Source organism: Azospirillum sp. (assembly GCF_035627195.1).
Classification (GTDB): domain Bacteria; phylum Pseudomonadota; class Alphaproteobacteria; order Azospirillales; family Azospirillaceae; genus Azospirillum.
The window spans coordinates 1-5,814 of sequence record NZ_DASPMG010000276.1 but is presented as its reverse complement, the minus strand read 5'-3'; the positions used below and the strand labels follow the sequence as shown (position 1 = coordinate 5,814).

The 5,814-nt window shown below is 68.1% G+C and carries 4 protein-coding genes; 3 read left to right on the top strand and 1 reads right to left on the bottom strand.

The features are described from left to right. A partial coding sequence (gene secA / locus VED21_RS25525; protein WP_324887348.1) for a preprotein translocase subunit SecA occupies window positions 1-2,526 on the bottom strand: 2,526 nt, incomplete at its 3' end. Window positions 2,527-2,897: 371 nt separating this feature from the next. Between secA and VED21_RS25520 the strand changes: the two genes are divergently transcribed. The 3 genes from VED21_RS25520 to VED21_RS25510 all read left to right on the top strand — a co-directional run bounded on the left by VED21_RS25520 (window position 2,898) and on the right by VED21_RS25510 (window position 5,758). After that, the gene (locus VED21_RS25520; protein ID WP_324887346.1) at window positions 2,898-3,827 is read left to right on the top strand and encodes a peptidylprolyl isomerase; all 930 of its coding nucleotides are present in this window, start codon (window positions 2,898-2,900) and stop codon (window positions 3,825-3,827) included. 127 nt (window positions 3,828-3,954) lie between these two features. Continuing rightward, window positions 3,955-5,187: a bifunctional glutamate N-acetyltransferase/amino-acid acetyltransferase ArgJ gene (gene argJ / locus VED21_RS25515; RefSeq protein WP_324887344.1), complete on the top strand. Its 1,233-nt coding sequence runs from the start codon at window positions 3,955-3,957 to the stop codon at window positions 5,185-5,187. A gap of 22 nt (window positions 5,188-5,209) precedes the next feature. Continuing rightward, window positions 5,210-5,758 (top strand): GNAT family N-acetyltransferase, encoded by a 549-nt coding sequence (locus tag VED21_RS25510; RefSeq protein WP_324887342.1) that lies wholly within the window; start codon window positions 5,210-5,212, stop codon window positions 5,756-5,758. Window positions 5,759-5,814 lie beyond the last annotated feature (56 nt).

The window sequence follows — 5,814 nt, the reverse complement described above, 5'->3', positions numbered from 1 at the left end:
CTCGTGCATCTCCTGCATCTGGCGGAAGTACAGCTCCTCCTCGCTGGGCTGCACGCGGACCTCGACGTGCATCAGCACGGCGGTGACCGATTCGCGCAGGCGCGAGAGCATGTCGTCGAACAGCTCGAACGCCTCGCGCTTGTACTCGTTCAGCGGGTCCTTCTGCGCGTAGGCGCGCAACGAGATGCCCTGGCGCAGGTGGTCGAGCTGGAGCAGGTGGTCTTTCCACTCCTGGTCCAGGATCTGGAGGAGCAGGCTCTTCTCGGCGCTGCGCATCAGCTCGGCGCCGTAGTTGGCGACCTTCTCCGCGTACTTGCGGTCGGCGGCCTCGTGGATGCGCTCCTCGATCTCCGGCTCGGCGATGCCCTCTTCCTTGGCCCAGTCGGCGACCGGCAGGTCGAGGCCGAGGATGCGGTTCACCTCCTCGTGCAGCGCCGCCATGTCCCACTGCTCGGAGTAGGAGTTGGCCGGGATGCACTTGTTGACCATCAGCGAGATGACCTGATGGCGCATCTCCTTGATCGACTCGGCGACGTCCTCCGCCTCCATGATCTCGTGGCGCTGCTCGTAGATCACCTTGCGCTGGTCGTTCATCACGTTGTCGAAGCGCAGCAGGTTCTTGCGGATCTCGAAGTGGTGCGCCTCGACCTTCTGCTGCGCCTTCTCCAGCGCCTTGTTGATCCAGGGGTGGATGATCGCCTCACCCTCCTGGAGGCCGAGCTTCTGGAGGATGCCGTCCATCCGCTCCGACCCGAAGATGCGCATCAGGTCGTCTTCCAGCGACAGGAAGAACTTGGAGGCACCCGGGTCGCCCTGGCGGCCCGACCGGCCGCGCAGCTGGTTGTCGATGCGCCGGCTCTCGTGCCGCTCGGTGCCGACGACGTAGAGGCCGCCGGCCTGCTTCACCAGGTCGCGCGCCTTCTCCACCTCGTCCTTGATCTGCTGGATGCGCGCCTCGCGCTCCGGCCCCTCCGGAACGTCGGCCAGCTCCATCCTGATGCGCATGTCGACGTTGCCGCCCAGCTGGATGTCGGTGCCGCGGCCGGCCATGTTGGTGGCGACCGTCACGGCGCCGGGGCGGCCGGCCTGGGCCACGATGTAGGCTTCCTGCTCGTGGTGGCGGGCGTTCAGGACGTTGTGAGGGATCTTCTTCTTCTTCAGAAGCTCGGATAGCAGCTCCGACTTCTCGATCGACGTGGTGCCGACCAGGACCGGCTGCTGCCGCGCCCGGCACTCCTCGATCAGGGTCGTGATGGCGTCGTACTTCTCCAGTGCCTTGCGGTAGACCTCGTCGTCGTGGTCCTTGCGGGCGACGCCGACGTTGGTCGGGATCTCGACCACCTCAAGCCCGTAGATCTCGGCGAACTCCGGCGCCTCGGTCATCGCCGTGCCGGTCATGCCGGCCAGCTTCGGGTAGATGCGGAAGTAGTTCTGGAAGGTGATGGACGCCAGCGTCTGGTTCTCGCGCTGGATCTCCACCTTCTCCTTGGCCTCCAGCGCCTGGTGCAGGCCTTCCGAATAGCGGCGGCCTTCCATCATGCGGCCGGTGAACTCGTCGATGATGACGACCTTGTCGTCCTTGACGATGTAGTCTTTGTCGCGCTGGAACAGTTGGTGGGCGCGCAACGCCTGCTGGGCGTGGTGGACCAGCGCCACGTTCTGGATGTCGTACAGGCCGCCCGTCTTCAGCAGGCCGGCCTGGGCCAGAAGCTGCTCCATATGCTCCTGCCCGGCTTCCGAGAAGCTGACGGTGCGGTGCTTCTCGTCCTTCTCGTAGTCTTCCGGGCGCAGCTGCGGGATCAGCGCGTCGACCTGGATGTACATCTCCGACGAATCGGTGGACGGGCCGGAGATGATCAGCGGCGTGCGCGCCTCGTCGATGAGGATCGAGTCGACCTCGTCGACGATGGCGTAGTTGAAGGGCCGCTGCACGAGGTCCTCGGCGCGGAACTTCATGTTGTCGCGCAGGTAGTCGAAGCCGAACTCGTTGTTCGTGCCGTAGGTGATGTCGCAGGCGTAGGCGCGGCGCCGCTCGTCGTCGTCCAGGCCGTGGACGATGCAGCCGGTGGTCAGGCCCAGGAAGCCGTAGACGCGGCCCATCCAGTCGCTGTCGCGCTTCGCCAGGTAGTCGTTCACGGTGACGACGTGCACGCCCTTGCCTTGCAGCGCGTTCAGATAGCAGGCCAGCGTGGCGACCAGCGTCTTGCCTTCACCGGTCTTCATTTCCGAGATCTTGCCCTGGTGCAGCACCATGCCGCCCATCATCTGGACGTCGAAGTGGCGCTGGCCCAGCACCCGCTTGGCCGCCTCGCGCACGGTGGCGAAGGCATCGGGCAGGATGTCGTCGAGCGTTTCGCCCTTGTCCAGTCGGCCGCGCAGCCAATCGGTGCGGGCGCGCAGCTGGTCGTCGGAGAGGTCGACGAGCTGCGGCTCCAGCGCGTTGATTCGCTGGACGTCCTTGTGCAGCGTCTTGACGACGCGGGTGTTGGCGGTGCCGAAAAACTTGCGGGCGAGAGCACCGAACATGAAAAGACCTCGAAGGAAGACGAAAAAAGTGGCTGGCCTCAGCCGGTTGTCAGATGGGACCGTCGCAGGGGCGTGTCAATCAGACCCGCCCCGATGCACCGGCCCCAAGGGTTCACGCAGCGAAGCCGCGGAACCATAGTGCAAATGCCGCGCCCTTCCAATGACCGAAACGGAGGGATGGCGCGGTCATGGGGGCTCTCCGCCCGAAAAACGCCCAAATGTCGGTTGAGGAAGGATGCATACGGCTCACGCCCGCTTGCCCGGCGGTGTGTAGCCATGCTTAATCCCTGACCGGATTCGGGTGCGCGGCGCGGCGGACGGCGCCGGCGCATCACCCAACACAAGCCGTCCGCCGGAAGGAAATGAGTTCCATGGTGAACCGAGCGCTTCGTGCCACCCTGCTGTCGCTGGCCGTCAGCGGCTTCGCGCTGTCCGCCCCTCTGGCGGCCAACGCCCAGCAGCCGGCCGCCCCGGCGCCCGCGCCCGCCGCCGCCGCCCAGGGCCAGGACCCGGTGGTCGCCCGCGTGAACGGCGAGGCGGTGCGCGCCTCCGACGTCATGCGCCTCGTCAGCCAGCTGCCGCCGCAGGTGCAGCAGATGCCGCTGGAGATGATCTACCCGGCCATCCTGGACCAGCTGGTGAACCAGAAGCTGGTGTCGGCCGCCGGCTACAAGGCCGGCCTGCAGAACTCGGCCGAGGTGAAGGACGAGCTGAAGCGCGCCGAGGAGCGCATCGTCCAGCGCGCCTACATCCAGGGCGAGGTCGAGAAGCGCATCACCAAGGACGCGCTCGACAAGGCCTACAAGGACTACGTCGCCAAGAACCCGGCGCAGGAGGAGGTCAAGGCCTCCCACATCCTCGTCGAGGCCGAGGCCGAGGCCAAGGACATCATCGCCCAGCTGAAGAAGGGCGGCGATTTCGCCAAGCTGGCCAAGGAGAAGTCGAAGGACAAGGCGGCGGCCGAGCAGGGCGGCGACCTCGGCTACTTCACCAAGGACATGATGGTCGAGCCGTTCGCCAACGCCGCCTTCGCCATGGCGAAGGGCGAGGTGAGCAAGGAGCCGGTGAAGACGCAGTTCGGCTACCACGTCATCAAGGTCGAGGACAAGCGCACCCAGACGCCGCCGACCATGGACGAGGTGAAGCCGCAGCTGGAGCAGGACCTGTCCAAGACGATCGTCACCGGCCTCGTCGACGAACTGCGCACCGGCGCCAAGGTCGAGACCTTCCAGCTCGACGGCTCGCCGATGCCGAAGGAAGAGGCCAAGCCGGCAGCCCCGGCTACGCCCGAGAAGAAGTAAGGAACGTTTGCCCCCTTCTCCTAACCCTCCCCTGCGCAGCGGGGGAGGGTGGCCGCGCAAGCGGCCGGGTGGGGGCAAAACCCCCGCCAGACCAACCACCTCCGCAAGACACCGCCCGGACACCGCCATGGCAACGACCGTCTCCCCGCTGGCCCCCGCCGCCTTCCCCAGCCTGCCGCCGATGGCCGGCGTGCGCTTCGCCACCGCCAACAGCGGCATCCGCTACAAGGGGCGTGACGACGTGCTGCTGGCCGTGTTCGATGCCGGCACCACGGTGGCCGGCGTGCTGACCCGCTCCAAGACGGCCTCGGCCCCGGTGGAGTGGTGCCGCATGGCGCTGCCGCACGGGCAGGCGCGGGCGCTGGTGGTCAACGCCGGCAACGCCAACGCCTTCACCGGCAAGGCCGGCAACGCCACCGTGCAGGCCACCGTCCGCGCCGCGGCCGAGCTGGCCGGCTGCGCGCCGGAGGAGGTTTACGTCGCCTCCACCGGCGTCATCGGCATCCCGCTGGCGCCCGACGCCATCGGCCGCGTGCTGCCGGGCATGGCCGGCTCCCTGTCGGAAGACGGCTGGGAGAAGGCGGCGCGCGCCATCATGACCACCGACACCTTTCCGAAGGGCGCCACCCGCACCGCGCAACTGGGCGGCAAGACGGTGACCATCAACGGGTTCTGCAAGGGTTCCGGCATGATCGCGCCGGACATGGCGACGATGCTCGGCTACATCGTCACCGACGCGGCGATCGCCGCCCCGGTGCTGCAGTCCATGCTGTCGGAATTCACGGAGCGCACCTTCAACGCCATCACGGTGGACGGCGACACCTCCACCTCAGACACGCTGCAGCTCTTCGCCACGGGCAAGGCCGGCAACACGCCGGTGACCCACCGCGAGGACCCGGCGCTGGCCGACTTCCGCACGGCGCTGGAAGCGGTGATGCTCGACCTGGCGCAGCAGATCGTGCGCGACGGCGAGGGGGCGACCAAGTTCGTCACCGTCACCGTGACGGGTGCCGAGAGCGACGCTGCCGCCAAGCACATCGGCCTGACGGTCGCCAACTCGCCGCTGGTGAAGACGGCGGTGGCCGGTGAGGACGCCAACTGGGGCCGCATCGTCGCCGCCATCGGCCGCGCCGGCGAGAAGGCCGACCGCGACCGCATCAGGATCACCATCGGCGGCACGCTGATTTGTGCCGACGGGATGGAGGTGCCGGGCTACGACGAGGCGCCGGTGGCCGCCCACATGAAGGGCAAGGAGATCGACATGCTGATCGACCTGGGCATCGGCCCCGGCAAATCCACCGTGTGGACCTGCGACCTGACGCACGGCTACATCGACATCAACGGCAGCTACCGCAGCTGAGAGCCCCCATCGATTCAAGGCCATGCTCCTCCTGCCGGACCGTATCGACACGCCTCGCCTGGTGTTGCGGGCGTTCCGGCCGGAGGACGTGCCGCGCTTCGTGCCGCTGATCGGCGAGTGGGAGGTGGCGCGCTGGCTCGCCCGCGTGCCCTATCCTTACCGGGAGGCGGACGGCAGCACCTGGGTGGCGCTGTCCGACGCCATGCGGGCCGACGGCTCCGGCCTCAACCTGCTGGCGGTGCGGCGCGCGGACGGGCAGCCGGTCGGCGGCGTCGGGCTCACCGTCGCGACGGGCGAGATTGGCTACTGGCTGGGCCGGCCGTACCAGGGGGCCGGCTACGGCACGGAGATGGCCGGCGCGCTGGTGCGCGCGGCCTTCGACGCCGTCGGCCTGGACACCGTCTTCGCCTTCACCGATCCCGCCAACGACCGCTCGCGCCGGGTGCTGGAAACGCTGGGCTTCGCCTACGGCGGCCTGCGCGAGCATGACTTCGCCTTGCGCGGCGGGCTGCGCCCGGCGCATCACTACCACCTCACCGCCGCGCGCTGGCGCGATCTGAACCGAGGATGATCCCCGATGGCCTGCTTCGACCCGAACGCCCCGCCGCCGCCCAGCCCCGGCCGCAC